The sequence below is a fragment of the Massilia glaciei genome, assembly GCF_003011895.2.
Lineage (GTDB): Bacteria > Pseudomonadota > Gammaproteobacteria > Burkholderiales > Burkholderiaceae_D > Telluria_A > Telluria_A glaciei.
In genome coordinates this window covers 66,038-83,289 of sequence record NZ_PXWF02000042.1, presented here as the reverse complement: position 1 = coordinate 83,289, position 17,252 = coordinate 66,038, and the positions used below count along the sequence as shown (strand labels likewise).

The 17,252-nt window shown below is 65.2% G+C and carries 23 protein-coding genes and 1 tRNA gene; 15 read left to right on the top strand and 9 right to left on the bottom strand.

Annotation, left to right across the window (positions count from 1 at the left end):
• On the bottom strand, positions 1–878 hold an 878-nt coding region (locus tag C7C56_RS03315), incomplete at its 3' end, for a murein hydrolase activator EnvC family protein (protein WP_370660175.1).
• A gap of 1 nt (position 879) precedes the next feature.
• The gene (gene gpmA, locus C7C56_RS03310) at positions 880–1,626 is read right to left on the bottom strand and encodes a 2,3-diphosphoglycerate-dependent phosphoglycerate mutase (protein ID WP_106756070.1); all 747 of its coding nucleotides are present in this window, start codon (positions 1,624–1,626) and stop codon (positions 880–882) included.
• Between the two features lie 107 nt (positions 1,627–1,733).
• On the opposite strand from gpmA, the gene C7C56_RS03305 reads away from it, so the two are divergent.
• The 5 genes from C7C56_RS03305 (at position 1,734) to C7C56_RS03285 (ending at position 4,906) form a co-directional block, all read left to right on the top strand.
• Positions 1,734–2,177, top strand: coding sequence for a rhodanese-like domain-containing protein (locus C7C56_RS03305; protein ID WP_106756069.1), 444 nt, complete (start codon positions 1,734–1,736; stop codon positions 2,175–2,177).
• A 104-nt stretch (positions 2,178–2,281) separates the two neighbouring features.
• Complete coding sequence (grxC, locus tag C7C56_RS03300; protein ID WP_106756076.1) at positions 2,282–2,554, top strand: glutaredoxin 3; 273 nt, start codon at positions 2,282–2,284, stop codon at positions 2,552–2,554.
• A gap of 162 nt (positions 2,555–2,716) precedes the next feature.
• Positions 2,717–3,199, top strand: a complete 483-nt coding sequence (gene secB, locus C7C56_RS03295; protein ID WP_106756068.1) for a protein-export chaperone SecB — start codon at positions 2,717–2,719, stop codon at positions 3,197–3,199.
• 145 nt (positions 3,200–3,344) lie between these two features.
• Positions 3,345–3,788, top strand: coding sequence for an SH3 domain-containing protein (locus tag C7C56_RS03290; RefSeq protein WP_106756067.1), 444 nt, complete (start codon positions 3,345–3,347; stop codon positions 3,786–3,788).
• Positions 3,789–3,829: 41 nt separating this feature from the next.
• Entirely contained in the window at positions 3,830–4,906 is a 1,077-nt protein-coding gene (locus tag C7C56_RS03285; protein ID WP_106756066.1) for an NAD(P)H-dependent glycerol-3-phosphate dehydrogenase, read from the top strand.
• Between the two features lie 57 nt (positions 4,907–4,963).
• On the opposite strand, the gene C7C56_RS03280 is transcribed toward C7C56_RS03285, so the two are convergent.
• The 4 genes from C7C56_RS03280 to mscL all read right to left on the bottom strand — a co-directional run bounded on the left by C7C56_RS03280 (position 4,964) and on the right by mscL (position 7,847).
• The gene (locus tag C7C56_RS03280; RefSeq protein WP_106756065.1) at positions 4,964–5,338 is read right to left on the bottom strand and encodes a cupin domain-containing protein; all 375 of its coding nucleotides are present in this window, start codon (positions 5,336–5,338) and stop codon (positions 4,964–4,966) included.
• A gap of 83 nt (positions 5,339–5,421) precedes the next feature.
• Complete coding sequence (locus tag C7C56_RS03275) at positions 5,422–6,123, bottom strand: DUF2461 domain-containing protein (RefSeq protein WP_106756064.1); 702 nt, start codon at positions 6,121–6,123, stop codon at positions 5,422–5,424.
• A gap of 42 nt (positions 6,124–6,165) precedes the next feature.
• Positions 6,166–7,320 carry a Do family serine endopeptidase gene (locus tag C7C56_RS03270; RefSeq protein ID WP_106756063.1) on the bottom strand — a complete coding sequence of 385 codons (1,155 nt, stop codon included), beginning with the start codon at positions 7,318–7,320 and terminating at the stop codon, positions 6,166–6,168.
• Between the two features lie 116 nt (positions 7,321–7,436).
• Complete coding sequence (mscL, locus tag C7C56_RS03265) at positions 7,437–7,847, bottom strand: large conductance mechanosensitive channel protein MscL (RefSeq protein WP_106756062.1); 411 nt, start codon at positions 7,845–7,847, stop codon at positions 7,437–7,439.
• 331 nt (positions 7,848–8,178) lie between these two features.
• Between mscL and petA the strand changes: the two genes are divergently transcribed.
• The 8 genes from petA to C7C56_RS03225 all read left to right on the top strand — a co-directional run bounded on the left by petA (position 8,179) and on the right by C7C56_RS03225 (position 13,496).
• Positions 8,179–8,793: a ubiquinol-cytochrome c reductase iron-sulfur subunit gene (gene petA / locus C7C56_RS03260; RefSeq protein WP_106756061.1), complete on the top strand. Its 615-nt coding sequence runs from the start codon at positions 8,179–8,181 to the stop codon at positions 8,791–8,793.
• Entirely contained in the window at positions 8,793–10,205 is a 1,413-nt protein-coding gene (locus C7C56_RS03255; protein WP_106756060.1) for a cytochrome b, read from the top strand. Before petA ends, C7C56_RS03255 begins: the two co-directional genes overlap by 1 nt.
• Positions 10,206–10,233: 28 nt before the next feature.
• A complete protein-coding gene (locus C7C56_RS03250) occupies positions 10,234–10,995 on the top strand; it encodes a cytochrome c1 (RefSeq protein ID WP_106756059.1) in 762 nt (253 codons plus the stop codon).
• 101 nt (positions 10,996–11,096) lie between these two features.
• Entirely contained in the window at positions 11,097–11,708 is a 612-nt protein-coding gene (locus C7C56_RS03245; protein ID WP_054265664.1) for a glutathione S-transferase N-terminal domain-containing protein, read from the top strand.
• Positions 11,709–11,838: 130 nt separating this feature from the next.
• Positions 11,839–12,330 carry a ClpXP protease specificity-enhancing factor gene (locus C7C56_RS03240; RefSeq protein ID WP_106756058.1) on the top strand — a complete coding sequence of 164 codons (492 nt, stop codon included), beginning with the start codon at positions 11,839–11,841 and terminating at the stop codon, positions 12,328–12,330.
• Positions 12,331–12,356: 26 nt separating this feature from the next.
• Positions 12,357–12,432: transfer RNA gene (locus C7C56_RS03235), tRNA-Thr, on the top strand.
• Positions 12,433–12,888: 456 nt separating this feature from the next.
• Positions 12,889–13,116, top strand: coding sequence for an AbrB/MazE/SpoVT family DNA-binding domain-containing protein (locus C7C56_RS03230; protein ID WP_106756057.1), 228 nt, complete (start codon positions 12,889–12,891; stop codon positions 13,114–13,116).
• Positions 13,113–13,496 carry a type II toxin-antitoxin system death-on-curing family toxin gene (locus C7C56_RS03225; RefSeq protein WP_106756056.1) on the top strand — a complete coding sequence of 128 codons (384 nt, stop codon included), beginning with the start codon at positions 13,113–13,115 and terminating at the stop codon, positions 13,494–13,496. The genes C7C56_RS03230 and C7C56_RS03225 overlap by 4 nt, the downstream gene beginning before the upstream one ends.
• Positions 13,497–14,052: 556 nt before the next feature.
• Here the strand turns inward: C7C56_RS03225 and C7C56_RS03220 are convergent.
• The gene (locus C7C56_RS03220; RefSeq protein ID WP_106756055.1) at positions 14,053–14,976 is read right to left on the bottom strand and encodes an alpha/beta hydrolase; all 924 of its coding nucleotides are present in this window, start codon (positions 14,974–14,976) and stop codon (positions 14,053–14,055) included.
• 62 nt (positions 14,977–15,038) lie between these two features.
• The gene (locus tag C7C56_RS03215) at positions 15,039–15,455 is read right to left on the bottom strand and encodes a hypothetical protein (RefSeq protein ID WP_106756054.1); all 417 of its coding nucleotides are present in this window, start codon (positions 15,453–15,455) and stop codon (positions 15,039–15,041) included.
• Between the two features lie 318 nt (positions 15,456–15,773).
• Between C7C56_RS03215 and C7C56_RS03210 the strand changes: the two genes are divergently transcribed.
• Positions 15,774–15,977 (top strand): hypothetical protein, encoded by a 204-nt coding sequence (locus C7C56_RS03210; RefSeq protein WP_106756053.1) that lies wholly within the window; start codon positions 15,774–15,776, stop codon positions 15,975–15,977.
• Positions 15,978–16,020: 43 nt separating this feature from the next.
• Positions 16,021–16,791, top strand: coding sequence for a GIN domain-containing protein (locus C7C56_RS03205; RefSeq protein WP_106756052.1), 771 nt, complete (start codon positions 16,021–16,023; stop codon positions 16,789–16,791).
• 64 nt (positions 16,792–16,855) lie between these two features.
• Here C7C56_RS03205 and C7C56_RS03200 read toward each other — a convergent pair whose 3' ends face one another.
• Complete coding sequence (locus C7C56_RS03200; protein ID WP_106756075.1) at positions 16,856–17,167, bottom strand: BON domain-containing protein; 312 nt, start codon at positions 17,165–17,167, stop codon at positions 16,856–16,858.
• Positions 17,168–17,252 lie beyond the last annotated feature (85 nt).

Genomic DNA, 17,252 nt, shown 5'->3' with positions numbered 1-17,252 from the left:
GCCAGCGCCCTGGCCTCGGCCTCGGCGCGCGCCTTGGCCAGCGCCCGGGCGGCCGCGGCCGCCTCGCGCCGGCGCCGCTCGGCAGTGGCGGCCTCGGCCTGTTCGCGGATCAGTTGCGACAGCTTGTCGACCAGCCCGGCCATGCGCTGCTCGTCGCGCTCGAGCTTGCCGACCTCCTTGCGCTGGCCCGCGAGCCGCTTCGACAGCGTGCCCAGCAGCACGGCGCGCTGCGCCTTCTCCTTCTCGAGCACGGCCTTCTGGCCGCGCTCCTCCTGCGCGATCTCCTCGAGCTCGTCCCTGGCCTGCTGGGCCGCCAGCCGGTTGGCCTCGACCCGGGCCAGGTTGGCGCGCAGCGAGGCCAGCAGCCGCGCCTGCGCCTGCGACACGAACGCCATCTGCTGCAGGTCGCGGTTGATGCGGTTCGGGTTGTCGCCCGAGAGCAGCAGTTTGAGGCGGTCCTCGTTGCCGGCCACGTAATGGGCGCGCAGCAGCGTCGCGACCTGCTTCTTCTGGCCTTCGATGGTCAGCGCCAGCTTCTCCTGGGCCGCCGTCAGGTCGCCGAGTTTCTGGTTGGTCTGGCCCTGCTCGTCGCCGAGCGCGCGCAGTTCGCGGTTGGCGTCGGAGATCGCCTGCTCGGAGGCGGCCAGGGTGTCGGCCGCGTCCTCGCGCGCGTCCTCGGTGCGGCCGATGTCGCGCTTGAGGGCGCTCAGTTTTTTCTGGATGCCGGCGCGGGTCGCCTCGGCCGCGGCCTTTTGCTTGCCGCGCGCGGTCGGCTTGGCGGCGGCGCCGGCGCCGGCGCTCGCGAGCGCGATGGCCAGGGCCAGGACGGCGCACAGCGCCGCCCTGCCCGCCGGCGGCTTGGGTCGGGGAGCGTGCAAACTACTTGGCCTTGCCCTGGTTGGCGACCGCGCTCACGGCCGCCGCGATCGCCTCCTGGTCGCCCAGGTAGTAGTGGCGGATCGGTTTCAGGTCGGCGTCGAGCTCGTAGACCAGCGGCTGGCCGTTGGGGATGTTGAGGCCGACGATGTCCTCGTCGCTGATGCCGTCGAGCATTTTGATGACGGCGCGCAGGCTGTTGCCGTGGGCCGAGATCAGGATCCGCTTGCCGGCCCGGATGGCCGGCGCGATCTCCTCGTCCCAGGCCGGCATCACGCGCGCGACGGTGTCCTTGAGGCATTCGGTGAGCGGGATGCTGCCCTGGTCGAGGCCGGCGTAGCGCGGGTCGCCGAACGAGGCGCGCGGGTCGTCCCCGGCCAGCGCCGGCGGCGCCGTGTCGTAGCTGCGGCGCCACACCAGCACCTGGGCGTCGCCGTACTTGGCCGCCGTCTCGCCCTTGTCGAGGCCCTGCAGGGCGCCGTAGTGGCGCTCGTTGAGGCGCCAGTCGTGCTTGACGGGCAGCCACATCATGTCCATCTCGTCGAGCGCGAGCCAGAGCGTGCGGATCGCGCGCTTGAGCACCGAGGTGTAGGTCAGGTCGAAGCTGAAGCCGGCCTCCTTGAGCACGCGGCCGGCGTCGCGCGCCTCGCGCACGCCCTTGTCGGTGAGGTCGACGTCGGTCCAGCCGGTGAAGCGGTTCTCGAGGTTCCAGGTGGATTCGCCGTGGCGCATGAATACGATTTTGTACATAGATTATTCTTCAAAAAGTGGGAGGGCGGCGTCGGTAAAAGACCAAACTGCTGGCGGACCAGCTTCTATTTTATAATGCGGGGATTGACCTAAACCATCGGATCCCCGTGAATTTCTCAAACTTGACCATATTTCTCGCCGGCGTCGTCGCTTTGTCGGGCGGCGCCCTGCTCTGGCCGGCCCTGCAACCGCGCGGCAAACGCGCCTCCGCGCTGCAGGCGACGCAGCTGATCAACAAGGGCAAGACCCTGATCCTCGACGTGCGCGAGCCGGCCGAGTTCGAGAAGGGCCACCTGCGCGACGCAAAAAACATTCCGCTGGCAGAATTGGCCAAGCGCATCGGCGAACTTGAAAAATCGAAATCGCGCACCATCATAGTCGTGTGCCAGAACGGCGCGCGCGCAGACCGCGCCGCGGTCGAGCTGGGCAAGGCCGGCTTCGCCGACGTGGTCAGCCTCGACGGCGGCATCGGCGCCTGGCAGACGGCCGGCCTGCCGCTGGCCAAGCCGGGGGCGGCCAGGCCGGCCGTGGTGCTGAGCAAGAAACAATAGCGCCGGCAACCAAAACGGCAAGAAGCGAAGAACCGAGCATAGCAGCAAGCGGGGGGCGGCGCCGGGGCGCCGCCCCCCAAGGTCCAACGAAGCGAAAGGCAATGATGACAGCCCATGTAGTCCTTTACCACACGGCCTCCTGCCCGTACTGCGTGCGCGCCGAGCGCCTGCTCGACGCCAAGGGCGTGACCGGCATCGAAAAGATCCGGGTCGACCTCGACCCCGACCAGCGCGTGATCATGATGGAAAAGACGGGGCGCCGTTCGGTGCCCCAGATTTATGTCGGCGACACCCATGTCGGCGGCTTCGACGACTTGTATGCGCTCGATCAGGCGGGCAGGCTCGATCCCTTGCTAAAAGGTGAAGCGGGCGCCTGAGGCGCGGGCGCGCCGCCGCGCCGCTGGTCAAAACTATGGTATCCGACATGGTTTTGATACAATTACCGTCGCGTTTGATTTCAGCCTGATTGAACCCTGAACAAAGTCAGCCCATCTCGGGGACGGCCAGCCGTCCATCCCATCTCACATTGAAAGCGTTCCATGTCCGAAGAAAACCTGCAACCCGTATTCCAAATCCAACGCGTCTACCTCAAGGATATGTCGCTGGAGCAGCCGAATTCCCCGTCGATCTTCCTCGAGCAGGAAGCGCCGTCGATCGAAGTCTCGCTCGACGTGGGCGCCGAAGCCATCGCCGACGGCATCTACGAGTCGACCGTCACGATCACCGTGACCGCCAAGATCAAGGACAAGGTCGCGTTCCTGGTTGAAGGCAAGCAAGCCGGCATCTTCGAGGCGCGCAACATCCCCGCCGACCAGATGGATCCCCTGCTCGGCATCGGCTGCCCGAACATCGTCTACCCCTACCTGCGCGGCAACATCGCCGACGTGATCACGCGCGCCGGCTTCCCGCCCGTGCACCTGGCCGAGATCAACTTCGAGGTGTTCTACCAGCAGCGCCTGCAGGCGCTGGCCGAACAGCAGGCGGCAGTGGCGGCGACGCCGACCGACGGCGCGGCCAACTAAGCAGTCAAGCAGCCAGTCAACAAAACAACAAAGCAACAAAGCAACAAAGCGGTCTGCAGCAAGTCTGCATCAAGGCGGGGTGGCGGCGACGGCTTGCCGGCGCCACACCCCTGTCCGCAGCGCTCCCCACGGCGAAGGAAGACCCATGGCGTTTCACCGTTTTGCCGTCGCAGCCGTTTTGCTTCTGGCGGCGGCGGCCAGTCAGGCGTTCGACTTCCGGACGGTCGGGGTCGACGCGCTGATCCTGTACGACACCCCCTCGATCAAGGGCGCCAAGCTGTACCTGGCGCCGCACGGCATGCCGCTCGAGATCGTTCTGAGCTATAACGACTGGGTCAAGGTGCGCGACGTCAACGGCGACCTGGCCTGGGTGCCGGCCTCGACGCTGAGCGCCAAACGCAACGTCGTCGTGCGCAGCGCGGGCGCCAGGGTGCGCGCCGGCCCCGACGACAACGCAGAAATCCTCATGACGGCCGACAAGGGCGTATTGCTCGAACTGGTCGACCCGCAAGCGACAAGCTGGGTCAGGGTCCGCCACAAGGAAGGCATCGCCGGCTACGTCAGGGCGGCCGACGTGTGGGGCATCTGAACCCGTCCCAACCCCCGTCCCAACCCCCTTCCAGAGCAACCATGCACGCATCCCCCGCCACCACCTCCGCGCCGACCTCCCCCGCGACCTCCCGCAACATCACCGTGCTCGGCGCCGGCGCCTGGGGCACCGCCGTGGCCATCGCGCTGGCGGCGCGCCACGATGTGCTGCTGTGGGGCCGCGACCGCGCGGCCATGGCCGCGCTCGACGCCGCGCGCGAAAACACCGCCTACCTGCCCGGCTTCGCGCTGCCGCCCGCGCTGCGCGTGGGCGCCGACCTCGGCGCCGCGCTCGCACACGTGCAAACGGGCGCCGACGCCGCGGCCGATGCCGGGCGGGCGCCGCTGCTGATCGCGGCCTGCCCCGTGGCCGGCCTGCGCCCATTGCTGCTGCAACTGGCGCCGCACGACATCGACCACATCGTCTGGCTGTGCAAGGGTTTTGAAAGCGGCACCGGCCTGCTGCCGCACCAGGTGGCGCGCGAGGTGCTCGGCGCCGGCGTGCTTGGCGCGGCCTTGTCGGGCCCGTCGTTCGCGCAGGAGGTCGCGCGCGGCCTGCCGTGCGCCCTCACGGTGGGCTCGGAGTCGGCCGAGTTGCGCGAGCGCGTCATCGGCGCCGTCCACGGCGGCAACATCCGCGTGTATTCCTGCGACGACCTGATCGGGGTAGAGGTCGGCGGCGCCGTCAAGAACGTGCTCGCGATCGCCACCGGCGTGGCCGACGGGCTCGGGCTCGGGCTCAACGCGCGCGCCGCCCTGATCACGCGCGGGCTGGCCGAGATCACCCGCCTCGGCGGCGCGCTCGGCGGCAGGCCCGGCACCTTCATGGGCCTGACCGGCATGGGCGACCTGATCCTCACCTGCACCGGCGACCTGTCGCGCAACCGGCGGGTCGGGCTGGCGCTGGCGCAGGGCAAGCCGATCGAGACCATCGTCGCCGAACTCGGCCATGTGGCCGAGGGCGTGCCGTGCGCCAAGGCGGTGCGCGCGCTCGCGCGCCGGCTCGGGGTCGAGATGCCGATCACCGACGCCGTGGCCGGCGTGCTGTTCGACGGCGACAGCGCGCCGGCGATGGTCGAGCGCCTGCTGGCGCGCGACCCGCGCGACGAAATCGCCTGAGTTCGCCCGGGTTCGCCCGGCTTCGCCTGACCCTTCCCCCGCCGGCCCGCGCCCGCGCTACTTGCCCGAGCCGAGCGGGTGGTCGGTGCGCTCGCCGCCGCGCCGGTGCGGCAGCAGGATCGTCAGCAGCGCCACCGAGTCCTGCAGCGCGCGCACCGCGTGCGGCTCGCCGCCGGCCAGGTACACGAGCTCGGACGGGCGCAGGATCGTGGTGCGGCCGTGCGCGTCGAACGCGATCTCGCCCTCGAGGCACTGCAAGGTCATCTCGCCGTCGACCTTGTGCTCGGGCATGGAGCGGCCCTTCGGCAGCACCAGCCGGATCAGCTCCATGTGCTCGGTCTTGGTCAGCGCCACCGAGGTGAAATGGGCGATGTCGTCGTCGCCCCGTTGCAGCGCGATGCGTTCGCCCGATGTTGCATGCAGCAAGGCCATGTGTGTGATCCCGGTTGGTTGGTGGGTTGGTGGGTTGGTTGGTTGGTGGGTTGGTGTTTGATGTCAGGCTGTTTGCTTCGATGTCAGGCCGCGCCGGCCCCCTCCCCGGACGATTGCTCGACGCCGCGCAGCCATGTGACGAGCGCGAAGGCGTCGCGCATGCCGGCGGCCAGTTGCGGCACCAGTCGCCCGGGTTCGTTCAGGGCCAGCGGCACCTCGGTCCACACGAAAAAACTCTTGAGCTTGATCTGCTCGATGTGCGGATGGCCGGGGTCGAAGCCCTTGGGCGGGCGCTGCAGCTTGTCTTCGGCCTGCAGCGCGCCGAAGGTGTCGCGCAGGCGTTTATTCTTGAGCACTTTCGAAAATCCTGTCGCATCGTTGACGATGTGGGCGCGGATCGCGCGCAGGCGCGCCGGCGGCGGCAGGTATTCGCCGGCGCCGAACAGCAGCTTGCCGCCCTGCTCGATGTGGAAATAGTAGGTCGGGCCGCCGGCCTGGCTCGGGCGCCGCAGATCGCTCGGCGTGATGCCGGCCGAAAATTGCGTCTTGTACGGGCTGCGGTCCTTGGTGAAGCGGATGTCGCGGTTGATGCGGAACATCGCCTTCTTGGGGTCGCAGGCGAGCACCTGCGGATCGAACCTGCCCAGTTCGGCGATCAGCGCCGTGACGACCTTGAGGAACTCGGCGCGCAGGATGTCGTAGCGCGGCTTGTTCATGATGAACCAGGGACGGTTGTTGTTGTTGCCAAGCTCGTGCAGAAACTGGGTCAGGTCGCGCAAATGCATGGAAGGGGTTCCGGTGGGTGGTGGCGCCGCCGCGCGCCCCGCCTACCGGGCGCGCGCGGCCGGCGGGCGGGTGCCGATGGTCACGTCGAGCGTCGCTTCGCGGTCCTTGCGCAGCACCGTCATTGTAGCGCGCTTGCCCGGGGGAAGCTCGGCGATCAGGCGCAGCATCTCGTTGGTGCCGCCCACCGGCCGGCCGTCGATCGCGAGCAGGATGTCGCCCGGGCGGATGCCGGCGCGGTAGGCCGGGCCGTCGCGCACCACGCCGGCGATGATGGCGCCGGCCTCGCGCGCGAGCCCGAAGCTGGCGGCCAGCTCGGGCGTGATGTCCTGCGATTCGACCCCGATCCAGCCGCGCACCACGCGCCCGTCCTTGATGATCGCCTCGAGCACGGCCTTGGCGGTGCTCACGGGAATGGCGAAGCCGATGCCGACCGAGCCGCCGGTCTGCGAATAGATCGCCGAATTGATGCCGATCAGATTGCCGTTGGTGTCGACCAGGGCCCCGCCCGAATTGCCGAAGTTGATGGCCGCGTCGGTCTGGATGAAGTTCTCGATGTCGTTGATGCGCAGGTTGTTGCGCCCGAGCGCGGAGATGATGCCCAGCGTGACGGTCTGGCCGACGCCGAACGGGTTGCCGATGGCCAGCACGACGTCGCCCACGCGGGCCCGCTCGGACTGCCCGAGCGTGACGGCGGGCAGGCCGCGCAGGTCGACCCGGATCACGGCGAGGTCGGTTTCGGGGTCGGCGCCGACGATGCGCGCGGCCGCCTTGCGCCCGTCGGCGAGCACGACCTCGATGTCGTCGGCGGCGTCGACCACGTGGTTGTTGGTCAGAATGTAGCCGTCGGGGCTGACGATCACGCCCGAGCCTAGGCTCGACTGGCGCTCCTGGTCGGGCAGGCGGTCGCCGAAGAACTTGCGGAAGAACGGGTCGTTGAGCAGCGGATGGTTCTGGCGCAGGGCCTTGCGCGTGAAGATGTTGACCACCCCGGGCATGGCGCGCGCGGCGGCCCCGCTGTAGCTGCCCGGGGTGGGCAGCGGCGGCGCCTGCAGCACCGGCACCGCGCCGGCGCCGCTGCCGACCCGGGCGAGCCGGGCCGGGCCGCCGGCCCAGTCGGGGCGCACGGCGCTAAGCACGAACCACAGCGCCAGCGCCACGGTGACGATCTGCGCGAACAATAACCAGTAGCGTCGCATTGCGGTTTCTCCGTGCCCCGGGGGGGCGAAGGCGGGGCGTTCTGCCTTGTCGCCTGTTTGTGTTGGCGGTTTTTATCGCCCGTTTTTATCGCCGGTTTTTGTTTTTTAGTTGCCGCCTACTTGCGCAGGGAGTCGCGGATCTCGCGCAGCAGCAGCACGTCCTCGGGCGTGGCGGCGGGTGCCTGCTCGACCGGCCGGCGGGCGCGGTTGACGAAACGGACCATCAGGAAGATGACGAAGGCGAGAATGACGAAATTGAGCAAGATGGTCAGGAAGTTGCCGTACGCAAGCACCGCGCCGGCCTTTTTGGCCTCGACCAGGGTCAAGCCGCTGCCCTGGCCGTGGAGCGGCAGGTAGTAGTTGGCGAAGTCGAGCCCGCCGAACAGCTTGCCGATCGGCGGCATGATCACGTCCTGCACGAGCGAATCGACAATCTTGGAAAAGGCGGCGCCGATGATGACGGCCACCGCCAGGTCCATCACATTGCCGCGCAGCGCGAACTGCTTGAACTCACCCATCATTGACATAATTCCCCCAGGTAATATTTGCGGAATTGCAGAGCAATCATACCGTCGATGCTGTTAGAAGCCAACCGCGCACGCCAGTTCCGGCGCGGCGCACGGGAACGCGCGCCGATGGCTGCCGTTTGGGCGCGGGTTGGGCGCGGTTTGCTCGAAAAGCGCGAGGAAGCGCGCGGGCAACCACAGAAAGTGGCGGGAAAATGCCCGCGCGGGGGCCGATTGATGCCCCGGGCAACTTTTTTACTTCAATTCATGTGCCGCTTCCCTTATAATTTAAGGTTGCTAGAAGCTCTGTGTGGCTTCTTAAGATTTCGCATTTTGACTGATTGGGGTTGGTATGAGTAACGAAAAGCAGGTCGATCCGGGCCGTCGCAACATGCTCGTCGCTACGTGCGCGGCGGGCGGCGTTGTCGGTTTGGCTACTACAGGTGCCTTGGTAAGCACATTCCAACCGTCTGAGCGCGCCAAGGCGGCCGGCATGCCGGTTGAAGTCGATATCTCGGATGTCGCGCCGGGCACCATGAAAGTGGTCGAATGGCGCGGCAAGCCGGTCTGGATCCTGCGCCGCACGCCGGAGATGATGGCCAGCCTGGCCAAGACCGAGGCCAACGTGGCCGATCCGGCGTCCGACAAGATCTACCAGCTCGACATGCCCGAGTACGCCAAGAACCCGGAGCGCGCGCGCGCCGAGCACAAGGAGATCCTGGTCGTGGTCGGGATCTGCTCGCACCTAGGCTGCTCGCCCTCGTCGCGCTTCACCCCCGGCGCCCAGCCGAACCTGCCGGACGACTGGCAGGGCGGCTTCCTGTGCCCGTGCCACGCCTCGACCTTCGACCTGTCCGCGCGCGTGTTCAAGAGCGTGCCGGCGCCGTCCAACCTCGACGTGCCGCCCTATATGTACCTGTCCGACACCACCATGGTGATCGGTAAAGACGAGAAAGGCGAGGCATAATCATGGCGTTCAAAGAAACCAAATTTCCCGCCGACGCGCCGGTCGCCGAAAAGGCGCTGGGCTGGGTCGACGACCGCTTTCCGCTGACCAAGCTGTGGAACGACCAATGGGGCAAGTACTACGCCCCGAAGAACTTCAACTTCTGGTACATCTTCGGCTCGCTCGCAATGCTCGTGCTGGTGCTGCAGATCGTCACCGGCATCTTCCTGACGATGCACTACAAGCCCGACGCCCTGCTCGCCTTCGGCTCGGTCGAGTACATCATGCGCGAAGTGCCGTGGGGCTGGCTGGTGCGCTACATGCACTCGACCGGCGCCTCGGCCTTCTTCATCATCGTCTACCTGCACATGACGCGCGGCCTGCTGTACGGCTCGTACCGCAAACCGCGCGAGCTGATCTGGCTGTTCGGCTTCGGCATCTTCCTGTGCCTGATGGCCGAGGCCTTCTTCGGCTACCTGCTGCCGTGGGGCCAGATGTCGTACTGGGGGGCGCAAGTGATCGTCAACCTGTTCGGCGCCATCCCGTTCATCGGTGAAACCCTGTCCTTGTGGATCCGCGGCGACTACGTGGTCTCCGACGCGACCCTGAACCGCTTCTTCGCGTTCCACGTGATCGCGCTGCCGCTCGTCCTGCTGGGCCTGGTCGCGGCCCACCTGATCGCGCTGCACGAGGTCGGCTCGAACAATCCAGACGGCATCGAAGTGAAGGAAAACCTCGGCCCGGACGGCCATCCGGTCGATTCGATCCCGTCGCACCCGTACTACTCGGTGCACGACATGTTCGGCGTGTCGGTGTTCCTGCTGATCTTCGCGGCGGTGGTGTTCTTCGCCCCCGAGATGGGCGGCTACTTCCTCGAGTACAACAACTTCGTCCCGGCCGACTCGCTCAAGACCCCGGCGCACATCGCCCCGACCTGGTACTTCACGCCGTTCTACTCGGTGCTGCGCGCGACCACCGCCAACTTCATGTACGTGCTCATGTTCGGCGTGGCCGCGTATGTCGCGCTGATCTGGCTGACCACGCGCCTGGCCACCTCCGTCAAGGCCGCGATCGCCGGCGTGGCGCTGCTGGTGATCATCGGCATGCTGCCGCAGATCCTCGACGCCAAGTTCTGGGGCGTGGTCCTGTTCGGCGCCTCGGTGATGATCATCGGCGCCCTGCCCTGGCTCGACAAGTCGGAGGTCAAGTCGATCCGCTACCGTCCGGACTTCCATACCTGGATCTACGCCGCGTTCTTCGTCTCGTTCCTGACCCTCGGTTACCTCGGCACGCAAATGCCGTCCGAAATGAAGACCCTCGTTTCGCAGCTGTGCACGCTGCTGTATTTCGGCTTCTTCCTGTTGATGCCATGGTGGAGCGCGATGGGCACATTCAAGACCGTGCCGACCCGCGTGACGTTCCATCCGCACTAATACGACATCACAGCAAAAGGACATTTACATGAATTTCGCGAAAAAACTGATCGCCATGCTGGCATTGCTGCCGGCGCTGGCCGGCGCCGCCGAGGGCGGCATCGCCCTCGACAAGGCGCCCGAACGCGCCGGCCTGAGCTCGCTGCAACACGGCGCCAAGCTGTTCGTCAACTATTGTCTCAACTGCCACTCGGCCTCGTCGATGCGCTACAACCGCCTCAAGGACCTCGGCCTGACGGACGAGCAAATCAAGGCCAACCTGTTGTTCACGAGCGAGAAGACGGGCGACATGATGACCACCGCGCTGCGTCCGGCCGACGCCAAGCAGTGGTTCGGCGTGGTGCCGCCCGACCTGTCGGTGATCGCGCGCGCCAAGGCCTCGCCGGCCGGCTCCGGCCCGGACTGGCTGTACACCTACCTGCGCACCTTCTACAAGGACGAGGCCACGCCAACCGGCTGGAACAACCGCCTGGTGCCGAACGTCGCGATGCCGCACGTGATGTGGGAGCTGCAAGGTGTGCGCACGATCAAGATGGTCGACGGGAAAGATCCGCATGATGCGAAGAAAACCGTGCACACCTTCGCCGGCTACGAGCAGGTGACGCCGGGCAGCATGACGGCGACCGAGTTCGACACCGCGACGGCCGACCTGGTCGCCTATCTGGGCTGGATGGCGGAACCGGCGCAGGGCACGCGCAAACGCCTCGGCGTGTGGGTGCTGTTGTTCCTGTCGGTGTTCGTCCTGCTGGCCTGGCGCCTCAACGCGTCGTTCTGGAAAGAAGTAAAGTAAGCAATATCAGCACGCGTTCATTCATTGCCCGCCACGGCGGGCAATCATTTCGGGGTGGTGCGCTGGTCGTGTCACCCCTTTGTTTCTAAGGAACTATAACAATGATGGTTCTCTACTCCGGCACCACGTGCCCATTCTCCCAACGTTGCCGCCTGGTCCTGTTTGAAAAAGGCATGGACTTCGAAGTGCGCGACGTCGACCTGTTCAACAAGCCAGAAGACATCTCGACCATGAACCCGTACGGCCAGGTGCCGATCCTGGTCGAGCGCGAGCTGATCCTGTACGAGTCGAACATCATCAACGAATACATCGACGAGCGCTTCCCGCATCCGCAACTGATGCCGGCCGACCCTTTGATGCGCGCGCGCGCGCGGCTGATGCTGTTCAATTTCGAGAAGGAATTGTTCGTCCACGTGCACGTGCTCGAGAGCGAGCGCGCCAAGGCCAACGACAAGAGCCACGACAAGGCGCGCGCGGAGATCCGCGACCGCCTGACCACGCTCGCGCCGCTGTTCCTCAAGAACAAGTACATGCTCGGCGACGAGTTCTCGATGCTCGACGTGGCGGTCGCGCCGCTGCTGTGGCGCTTGGACCACTACGGCATCGAGTTGTCGAAGACGGCCGCGCCGCTGATGAAGTACGCCGAACGCATCTTCTCGCGCCCGGCCTACATCGAGGCGCTGACGCCGTCCGAAAAGGTCATGCGTCGTTGATTTTGCGTTTGATTCAGTATTGATCGCAGTCCCTGCGGCCCGCGCGGCCCGGTTGCACGACAGTTTTCTGACGCCGCAAGGCAATTCACAGTAAACTGGCGTGCAACTTCCATCACCAGCCATAGAACCAATGTCAGACATCTCAACCAAGCCCTACATGCTGCGCGCCATCTACGAGTGGTGCACCGACAGCGGCTTCACGCCCTACCTCGCAGTCAAGGTCGACGCCGCCACGACGGTGCCGATGGAGTATGTGAAAAAGGGCGAAATCGTCCTCAACATCAGCTTCGGCGCCACCTCGGGCCTGAAGATGGACAACGATGCGATCCGCTTCAACGCCCGCTTCGGCGGCGTCTCGCGCGAGCTTTACGTGCCTGTGCACAACGTGCTGGCGATCTACGCCAACGAGAACGGCCAGGGCATGGCGTTCGAGGTGACCGAGACCGCGGCCGAGAAACCGCAGGCGGGGGCGGCCCCGGCGGTAGAGGCGGCGCCGGCCCTGTCAGCGGTGCCGAGCGCGCCGGCCTTGGCCGCGGCGCCTGCGCCGGTGTCGCGTGTCGCCGACGACAACGACGAGCCGCCCAAAAAAGGCGGGCGCCCGACGCTTACCCGAATCAAATAGCGGTATAATTCGGGCCTAGTAGTTTTGCCGACTTAGCTCATTTGGTAGAGCAGTTGATTTGTAATCATCAGGTGGCCAGTTCGAAACCGGCAGTCGGCACCAGAATTTAGTAATAAAATCAACGCCTTACGTAATCCATTACGTAAGGCGTTTGCATTTGTGGTCGCCAGAAGTACACTAGCGGTACACCCACCAGCTTTTGAGGCACCATGGCCACCTACGTAAAGACCCCTTCGGGCACGCACAAAATGACCATCCGGATGCAAGGATGGCCTACCTGTTGGCGCCGACGCCAAATTGACCCAGGCGGCCGAAATTCGTTGACCCAGGCGAATTCGCGCAAACGCAGGCGCCATGCGGCTCCCGACGACAGCGCCAGGGTCAGGCGCAATCGGCGCTGTGGGTCAATTTGGTGTCGGCGCCAACAGCGGTATCGGCTCGCGCGCGCTCAGGCGGGGTTTTGTGGGTTAGCAAATAGGCACACACGAGGCACATCAAGTGCGCTTGCGGCCGTCGCCCGTTGGCTATATAATTTTTCTTATATAGGAGGAGCGCGCGATGATGCAATTTAAACTAACCACGGTGGGCGGCTCGGAAGGGTTCATCTTGAACAAGGAGGCCAAGACCAAGCTCAACATCGTAAAGGGCGACACGATCTACCTGACCGAAGCCCCCGACGGGGCGCTGCGGATCACCGCCTACAACCCGGAATTCGGGCGGCAGATGGAGATAGCCGAGCAAATCATGCGCGAAGACCGGGAGATCCTGCGCGTACTGGCCAAATGACAGCTTGGGTGTGGGTGCGCGAGGACGTGGTGCTGGCCATGCACGACGCCCAATTGGCCGAACACGGCGGGCTCGACGGCGTGCGCGACCTGAACGCGGTCAAGGCGGCGCTGGAACGCCCCGCCATGCGCGAATTGTACGGTGAGCCGGCGCCGGATGCGGCCGAATTGGCGGCCGCCTACTGCCACGGCCTTGCCAGTTGCCACGGTTTCAGCGACGGCAACAAGCGCACCGCTTGGCTGGCGGCGCGTCTGTTTCTGCGCCTGAACGGGGCGACGCTGGCGTTCGAGCCGGCCGAGGCGATCACGGTCGTGTTGGCGGTGGCGGCAGGGACCATGCCGGAGGCGGCGCTGGCGGCGTGGTTTCGCGCGCGCCTTTAGAAGGTGTCCGGTGGCAGCTTGGCAAGCAGGGCGTGCGGGATGCTGTCCACGAGGCGCAGCGCACCTCCTTCTTGTTAAGGCCGAACATAGGGATCACGAACCCTTGGGGAACGCCACGGTCAGGACCATGCCAGGCAGGCGGCACAGCAGGCCACTGCCATTGCGGTGTCAAGTATCTTCCAGGAAGCGGTCCTGGTTCAGCAAGCGCATCTTTTGTACATCCACCTCTCCCCGGCAAGAGGCAATCATTCCTGCATCGAATAGGTGGACCAGTTCGAGGCATCTCACGGTCGCCTTAGCGGGGAATTGTGCGCAGGCATCACACCAAGAACAAGGCAATTGTGGAAGTCGTGCGTCACTGGGACAACGGCGGGACACTAGGAGAGAGTAAAGTGGCGCAGTATGGGGCTGCCGAAAAAAGACAGGTCAATGTAACCATCTGATTTAACTACTTTAATTTATTCTGAATTGTTGTCGCCAATTCTTGAATACGGATTTGTAATCATCAGGTGGCCAGTTCGAAACCGGCAGTCGGCACCAGAATTTATCAAGAAAATCAGGGGGTTACCGCTTCGGCAGGTGACCCTTTTTGCATTCGCGGCACCGATCCGGTACGTGACTCCGCGCGGCCATCGCTCCCTGCCATATGTTTTATCAGAAATGCCAGTATCCTTGCCTCGTAGTCCTGCGGCGCGAAGGCGCGCAGATCAACATGCTTCGCGCCGCGTACCAGCCACAACTCCTTCGGCGCATTGGCCGCCTCGAACAGGCGTTCGGTTTCGCCGAACGGGGTGTGCCTGTCGAGCATACCCGACGCGATGAGCAAAGGCGATGACAATCCGCCCATGTGTTCGAGCGGACGCATCTGGTCCGCAGACACCCCGAGGCGGATAGGCAATTGCCATAGAAGCAGCGGCGACAGCATCCTTCCCGGCGTGCCGAGCCGGATCGCAAGGCGATCCTCAACGGCGTCCTCGATGGTCGCGTACATGGATTCAAGCACCACCGCATCGAGGGCCGGGGCCGCGTGGGCCATCACGAACGCGGCGGCGCCAAGCGAAACGCCGATGACACCGAGCTGTTCGTCCGGTAGCTCGCCGCGCAGGTATTCCAAGGCGGCCTTGACCCCGACCGACTCCCGGACGCCGAACGTTATCCGTCCTGCCGAACTCTCGCCTTGCGCGGACAAGTCGATCAGCATGACCGCATAGCCGGCCTTCGTCAGGAACCTCGCGCGCGCGGCCATTTGGCGCCGGTCGCTTCGCACCCCGTGCAAAAGAGGTACCGCTCCCCGCCCCGGTACACCTCGCACAAACCAACCGGCAACCGATTCCCCGGCCGCCACCGATATCAGCGCCGGGGCGGCATGCATGTCCGGCGGTGCGCTGCCGATCGTTCTCAAGACCGGATCGCTGAGCCTGTCGCCGGCCACGATGATGGCGACGACCGCAGCGAGGACCAGCGTCGCGAATGCGTACAACAAAATCCGCCGCGGTCCCGCTTTCCGGGGCGGAAGGCTGCTTGTAGGCCCGGCCGAATCCTTCATCGCGTTTTGCGCGTGGCGAGTTTCCAACCGATCCACGCCATCGGCAAATAGGCGCCGGTCAGGTCGAGGGCGTCGAACCATGCGGGTGCCGGCAGCATCATCACCGCCACTATCCCGCCCGCGAGGAACAGGACGCCGATGCCGAGCGCCAGTTGCATTCTGAAACTGGCCGCGATCCTGGCCGCGGCGGCCGCGCCGACGAGGGTGCCGAGCGCATGGGCTAAAAATGGAAAGATAAAATGTTTCGGCTCGAACAGCAGCATGGCGGCCTTCAAGCCGTCGATCGTGCCGGTATCGGTGCCGGGCGGCGGTGCGATGATGCTCCCGCCAATCGCGATAAGTCCCATGTTAACAACGCTGCCAATCCCAAATCCGGCGCTCACCGCCAACGTGTTTCTGAATGCTGGATGCATGGTTCCGCCTGTTGGAATTTTATGAAAGGACCCTGTTGTTAAATCAATGCTAACGCAATTGCCTAGTGCAAACAAGAACGCTGGTACTCATCAGCAAGCGCTGTCCCGAATCGGTAGAAGCAGTTTTCCCGCGCCGCTACCGCAACTTGGCGGGCGGCCCCGCAGCCGCGCCGGGAACGCCGGCCAAACGCTCCTTTGCGCCGGTTTTCGACCCTCCAGCCCGCAAAACCGGCACTTCATCGCATTCCGATAGTTGCCGCGTTGGGCCTTGGCTATAGTTCACTCAACCCAACGCACTAATGCCACCAGGAGCTCACAATGAACATCGCAAAAAACATGGAAGCCATCTTTATCATCGCCATCGGCCTGGTCTCGGTGACCACCCTCGCAACGGCGGCCGTACCTGCCGCGCGCAATGCCGCGCCGGTCAGCGTGCCGGCGGGCGCCGACGCCAACATGATGGTCGTGCACGTCACCGCCAAGCGCCTGACGGCGGCCCAAAAAGCCCAGCTGGCCGACTGATTCCGCACCGCCCTCAACCGCCGCACCGACCGGAAAGACCCTCATGAACAAAGTATTTTGCACCGCCGTATTCGCCGCCACCTTCGCCGCCGGCAGCGCCGCGGCCATCGCATCGGACACGCTTAGCGAGGCGCGCGCGGTCGACGCGCGCGCCATCAAGGTCAAGCTCGGCGGAGTGATCAACTTGCGCATGAAACAGGGTCACGCGCCGTCGCTGGTGCTGTACGGCGACAAGGAGACGCTGGCGAAGGTGTCGGTGTCGCAGCAAGGCGACACCTTGCAGATCGATACCGGTCGCGGAGGCGGTTTCCGCTGGGGCCGCGGCAAACCCGAGTTGCGCGCCGAGCTGACCTTGCCGAACATGAGCGAGCTCGCTTCGCACGGCGTGGGATCGGCCGAGGTCAGCGGCTTTTCGGGCGAGCGCATCAAGCTCACGCTCGACGGCGCCGGCGCCATCACGCACACCGGCAGCTACAAGCACATCGACGCCAATCTTGGCGGGGTCGGCAGCATGACGCTCAACGCGGGCGCGAGCGAGCGCATCGAACTCGACCTGCAGGGCGCGGGCCGCATCGCGATCAATGGCAACAGCAAGATGTTGCACGCGACGATGGGCGGGGTGGGCAGCCTCAACGCGCAGCAGTTGCGCGCCGACGCCGTCGAACTGAACATGACAGGACTTGGCAGCGCCACGGTGTACGCGAAAAATTCGGCCAATCTGAGCCTCAACGGCCTCGGTTCGGCCACCGTGTACGGCAAGCCGGCCGCGCGCAACGCGTCGGCGCGCGGACTGGGCAGCGTCAGCTGGCAATAAGGCGCGCGCCAACGACAGCCGCCCCTCCTCGGGGCGGCTTTTTTACGGCTGTTGCCACTTGTTGCTATTTGATGCGCATGTCGTTTTTGACCGACTTGACGCCCTCGATGTTGCGCGTCAGCTCCACGGCTTTTTGCACGTGTTCCGGGGAACTGACAAAGCCGCTGAGCTGCACATCGCCCTTGAAGGTCTCGACATTGACTTCGGTCGCCTTCACGTCGGGGTCGGCCGCGAGCGCCGCCTTGACCTTGCTCGTGATGATGGTGTCGTCGATGTACTGGCCCGTTCCTTCGCGCGTGGCGGTCGGCGCGCAGGCGACCAGCGCAGCGATCAGGAAGGCGGACAAAATGGTGGTGATACGTTTTGCGAGGGTCATGTGTTGGCTCCAGGGGTTGTAGGTGATCAAACCCATTGTCGCGTGCGCCCGGCGGTGCCGCTTGATGTGCACCAAACGAACCGGG

Bases quoted from the DNA above. Each gene is read 5' to 3' on its own strand.
- grxC (WP_106756076.1), top strand. From the start codon at position 2,282: ATGACAGCCCATGTAGTCCTTTACCACACGGCCTCCTGCCCGTACTGC.
- C7C56_RS03285 (WP_106756066.1), top strand. From the start codon at position 3,830: ATGCACGCATCCCCCGCCACCACCTCCGCGCCGACCTCCCCCGCGACC.
- C7C56_RS03240 (WP_106756058.1), top strand. From the start codon at position 11,839: ATGTCAGACATCTCAACCAAGCCCTACATGCTGCGCGCCATCTACGAG.
- C7C56_RS03275 (WP_106756064.1), bottom strand. From the start codon at position 6,123: ATGCATTTGCGCGACCTGACCCAGTTTCTGCACGAGCTTGGCAACAAC.
- C7C56_RS03205 (WP_106756052.1), top strand. From the start codon at position 16,021: ATGAACAAAGTATTTTGCACCGCCGTATTCGCCGCCACCTTCGCCGCC.
- C7C56_RS03225 (WP_106756056.1), top strand. From the start codon at position 13,113: ATGACAGCTTGGGTGTGGGTGCGCGAGGACGTGGTGCTGGCCATGCAC.
- C7C56_RS03215 (WP_106756054.1), bottom strand. From the start codon at position 15,455: ATGCATCCAGCATTCAGAAACACGTTGGCGGTGAGCGCCGGATTTGGG.
- mscL (WP_106756062.1), bottom strand. From the start codon at position 7,847: ATGTCAATGATGGGTGAGTTCAAGCAGTTCGCGCTGCGCGGCAATGTG.
- C7C56_RS03270 (WP_106756063.1), bottom strand. From the start codon at position 7,320: ATGCGACGCTACTGGTTATTGTTCGCGCAGATCGTCACCGTGGCGCTG.
- C7C56_RS03210 (WP_106756053.1), top strand. From the start codon at position 15,774: ATGAACATCGCAAAAAACATGGAAGCCATCTTTATCATCGCCATCGGC.
- secB (WP_106756068.1), top strand. From the start codon at position 2,717: ATGTCCGAAGAAAACCTGCAACCCGTATTCCAAATCCAACGCGTCTAC.
- gpmA (WP_106756070.1), bottom strand. From the start codon at position 1,626: ATGTACAAAATCGTATTCATGCGCCACGGCGAATCCACCTGGAACCTC.
- C7C56_RS03230 (WP_106756057.1), top strand. From the start codon at position 12,889: ATGATGCAATTTAAACTAACCACGGTGGGCGGCTCGGAAGGGTTCATC.
- C7C56_RS03245 (WP_054265664.1), top strand. From the start codon at position 11,097: ATGATGGTTCTCTACTCCGGCACCACGTGCCCATTCTCCCAACGTTGC.
- C7C56_RS03290 (WP_106756067.1), top strand. From the start codon at position 3,345: ATGGCGTTTCACCGTTTTGCCGTCGCAGCCGTTTTGCTTCTGGCGGCG.
- C7C56_RS03280 (WP_106756065.1), bottom strand. From the start codon at position 5,338: ATGGCCTTGCTGCATGCAACATCGGGCGAACGCATCGCGCTGCAACGG.
- C7C56_RS03200 (WP_106756075.1), bottom strand. From the start codon at position 17,167: ATGACCCTCGCAAAACGTATCACCACCATTTTGTCCGCCTTCCTGATC.
- petA (WP_106756061.1), top strand. From the start codon at position 8,179: ATGAGTAACGAAAAGCAGGTCGATCCGGGCCGTCGCAACATGCTCGTC.
- C7C56_RS03250 (WP_106756059.1), top strand. From the start codon at position 10,234: ATGAATTTCGCGAAAAAACTGATCGCCATGCTGGCATTGCTGCCGGCG.